At 58.3% G+C, this 3,996-nt stretch carries 3 protein-coding genes; all 3 read right to left on the reverse strand.

Annotated elements, in window-relative coordinates:
• Nucleotides 1-341: 341 nt before the first annotated feature.
• Complete coding sequence (locus BQ5462_RS00015) at nt 342-2,093, reverse strand: SpoIVB peptidase S55 domain-containing protein (protein ID WP_071141421.1); 1,752 nt, start codon at nt 2,091-2,093, stop codon at nt 342-344.
• A 57-nt stretch (nt 2,094-2,150) separates the two neighbouring features.
• Nucleotides 2,151-2,456, reverse strand: coding sequence for a hypothetical protein (locus BQ5462_RS00020; protein WP_071141422.1), 306 nt, complete (start codon nt 2,454-2,456; stop codon nt 2,151-2,153).
• Between the two features lie 67 nt (nt 2,457-2,523).
• Complete coding sequence (locus BQ5462_RS00025) at nt 2,524-3,957, reverse strand: phosphodiester glycosidase family protein (protein ID WP_071141423.1); 1,434 nt, start codon at nt 3,955-3,957, stop codon at nt 2,524-2,526.
• Between the last annotated feature and the right edge of the window lie 39 nt (nt 3,958-3,996).

Raw genomic sequence — 3,996 nt, forward strand, 5'->3', positions numbered from 1 at the left:
CAAACACAATATGATACTTACAATTCCATCTTGTGTGTGCTAAACTATGGTTAACATTGCTTTGCCCACTTGGCATTGTAGTGCACCTCCTAATGTTTTACTTTGCATGACTGACAGGTCAATTGCATCGTACTACATTGGGAGTTTTTTTTCATAGCTATAAGCTTTCCGGAACCACGCCACTATGGCGTGGTTTTCAAAAGAACACAAAAAGGCGCTGTGAAAAAATCATCCACAGCGCCTTTATTTCGCTAGCGTCAGCTGGCTTCCATCGGCTAGTGACTAGTGACGGGGTGTGAAAAAGCATTTTTTCACACCCCGTCCTGACAGGGGGCGGTGATTTACCGCTCCTTCACATTGACAGTGATATTCGTCTCCCCGGTAATGATGAAATCCATGGGGAATTTCTGTTTGTATTTGCTGCCCTTGAGCAGACCGGTGATGGCATTGCTCATGCCGGCAGCACTGCTGCGCGGGTAGCTGCTGCGGCTGGAAGCGCCACCATATCCGGGCATCAGGTCCACCACCACTTCGTTGTTGGCATCCATGTCATTGAATTCTGTGAGGAAATCCTTGAACTGGCGCTGGCTGGACTGCATCATGGAGACATCCTCCTCGCTGCCGTCCGTCCCGTCTCCCTCGGTGGTATTGGGGGCATTCTTGCCGCCGCTGCGTTTGGACAGGGCCTTGTTGATCCAGGTGGTGGCATTGCCGCTGCGGACGATCAGGTTCACGGGACCGGTGGGCATCTTGTCCGGCACCTTGAAGTTGATGGTGCGGGTGATTTCCTCGGATCGATAGGGTTTGAAGGTCAGCGTGATGGGCAGCACCCCGCCCCGGGTGGCGGTGGAAGGAGCGCTGGCCCCTTCCATTTCCGCCACTTCACAGTTGGAAGTGGTCTCCACATCCACGTTGATGTCCTGGATGGTCACCTTGTCGAACCGGTTGTTCATAAGCATGTCCGTGGCCACATTCAGTTCCGAATCCGTGATCTTTCCCAGGTCGCTGGCGCTGTAGAACATGTTTTCCCGTCGCAGCCGGATGGGGCCTTCCTTTTCCCCGTTGGCCGTAATGGTGAACCGGATCCGGCTGGACCCGGCCCCTTTCCGGTCCTTGGCCATGCTCACCGTATTATAGGTGACCCCATCCACCAGGGTGGGCACCAGGTCCTCATCGGTGATCAGCTGCACATTGCTGCTTTTGTGGATGCCCCGATCCTTGTCCGTCACGGAAACATACATGGGAATGATGGGCGCATTCTCGCCCTGTTTCCCGGCAATGCCGCTGAGCCGGTCCTGGCTGATGCGGCCCAGGGTCCTGCCCAGGGAACCCACTTTAAAAGCACTCTGGATGTTGGGCACGGAGGCATAGATCCAGGCATTGGTCATGAAATAGTTGGAATCCCCATGCTGCAGGAAGGGATGGCCGAAGGCCAGCACCCGTCCCTGGTCATCGGTCCAGGTGACGGTCCCGATGGCCCCGATCACCATATCACCCCTTACCAGGGCCACGCCCACAGAACTGCCCGGTTCCAGCTTCACGTCATCCAGCTCCGAATCCCCTCCAGGGACTGCATAGGAGGTAAGGCCGAAAGGCTTCAGGCCTTCATTCAGGTGGGCCACCCCGTCGGAAGTAAACCCGCTGACCATAAGGGGTGTGCTCATGGGCAGGAACACGGAAGGCCGGGGATCCGTCTCATCAAACAGCCGCAGCATTTCATTGATGGGCGTCAAAAAGCAGTAGTTGGGGTCGGAAAAAGCCTGTCCATAGGCCACCGCTCCGGCCAGCCTTCCGTCGATGTACACCGGGCTGCCACTCATGCCCTGGGCAATACCGCCACTTTCCTTCAGCAGCGGACCGGAGGCCTTGATCAGGATGTTGTAGCCGCCGGTTTCCGTACCGGTCACCCCCAGGATCTCCACATCGAAGGTCTGGATGTCAGCCCCCCGGATCACCGTCTTGCCATAGCCCTTCATCCCCGGTTTCAGTTCTTCCACTGCAATGGTGGGGATGGCCGCCAGGGCCAGGGAAGCCATTGCCAGAACGCAGCCCAGGGCCAGTACCAGGATGCGTTTCCACTTGAAACAGCGCATATTTCCTCCTATAAAAGAGGGCTGTCGCCTGACGTGACAGCCCTTTTGCTTCTTTGTTTACGGTTCAATCTGAGCAACAACCTGATCCGCTGCGATCGTGCTGCCCGGAGAAACTTCCACCGACACCACTTTGCCGTTGCAGTTTGCGCGGGCAGCCGGTGCTGTCCCCGCCAGGGTCTTCACCGTCACCAGCACAGCGCCTTCCGAAACCTGGCTGCCCACAGAAACCGTGGAGACCACTGTACCGGAAAGACTGCTCTTCTGCGGTTTCAACCCGGCCGCCTGGGCTACACCCAGGGCCAGTAACACCATCAGCAAGGCTGCTGCCCATATTTTTCTGTTTTTCAGGATTTTGTGTAACATGATCAGCACCTCTTTTCCATCGTTTGTTTATTATATACCGAAGTCGAGGAGGGATGCAAGGGGGTGCTTATTTCCTGAACACGCCCAGTGCCACGCGGACCGGTCGTTCGCTGCCGTCGCTGGGATCGTTCATGATCCTGCCGTTCACCACCATCTCGCTGGATCCGCCGCCATCGAAATTCATGGCCCGATCAGCCCCCAGGCTGACGAAATACCGAGCGAACTCGTCCAGGGTGAATCCGGCGCTGTCATCGCTGCGGCCGTCGGCCACCACAATGAGCACAGTACCGTCCTTTTTGATGCCCACACCGGTCCGGGGCGCCCGTCCATCAGCAATATCCGGGGCGATTTCCTCCTCCCCGCTGGTGACAGCCACCTGCCCGTCCCGCACCAGCTGGGGGCCGGCCGATCCAACGGACGCCGCACTGTCGGCCACCGGATTGCCCAGTGTCTGGCGGAGGGTCACCCGGTCGCCCCGGCGCAGCCCGTTCAGGAAGGCCGCCGCAGTCCCATTGCCCGACAGGACAGTGCTGCCGGCAGTGAGGGGCATGCTGCCCGCCCGGCTGATGTCGCTGACCACTCCGTTCACCAGTTTCACTTCCGTTCCATACCTGTTGGTATCGGTGGTATCGTCATATCCGTCGTTGAACAGGATCAACTCGTTCTCCAGACGCATCCGGTCCACGCCGGTAATAGCAAAGCTTTTCCCGTCAGGACGGGTCACCGTACCGCTGTAGGAAAGCCCGGGCTGGATGGAGGGCGTACCGGTCTTTGGAATGATCAGGCCTGTACGGGGCGTCGTTTCCATGCCCAGCCACTTGCCCTGGATCTTCAGGTTTCCCACCACCCAGATATCACTGTCGAAGTAGGAGGCATTCACCAGGGCTACGGCACCGGACCGTTTCTGGATCATGGTCAGGGTCCCCTTCTGGATGGTCCTGCCATAACCGGGGATGAAGTCCAGCTTGAACTCGCTGGAAGGTGCCAGGGTCAGGGTATAGGTCTTTACCTGGCCGGCCCCATAGTTCACCCGGGCCGCTTTATAGGTAAGGCCCTTCCCCAGCCACTGGCCGGAACCGGAAGATTTCCCCGGGGTGCTCGCCCCACTGCCGGTACGGGGAAAATCCACCACCAGCCGCTGGGGATTCTTCAGCAGAAAAACCTTATAGGCGGGCACTGTCCTGCGGAACACCACCACCAGCCGGCTGCCGCTGCCAGAGGGCTCCAGCGTGGCTTTCTGGATCCGCGGGTCCCGCAGCCGCACCATCTGGGTCCGGTCGGTTTTGCCTTTCAGGGTGATGATCAGCTGGTTGCCTACCACCCGGCTGGTATACCCCACCGGCTCATCCAGGTTCATGACCACCCGGGCCCGATTCGGATTCACTCCTCCCCGCAGCTGGCTGACCCGGGCCGCCTGGGCCACAGGCAGTCCGGCGGTAACCAGCATTCCGGCCAGCAGGAAACGAGAAATCCATTTGCGATAGGATTGTTGCAACACCATATGATCTCCTTTGCAATGAAAAAGGAGTGTGAACGGTTT

Source organism: Acidaminococcus timonensis (assembly GCF_900106585.1).
Taxonomy (GTDB): Bacteria; Bacillota; Negativicutes; order Acidaminococcales; family Acidaminococcaceae; genus Acidaminococcus; species Acidaminococcus timonensis.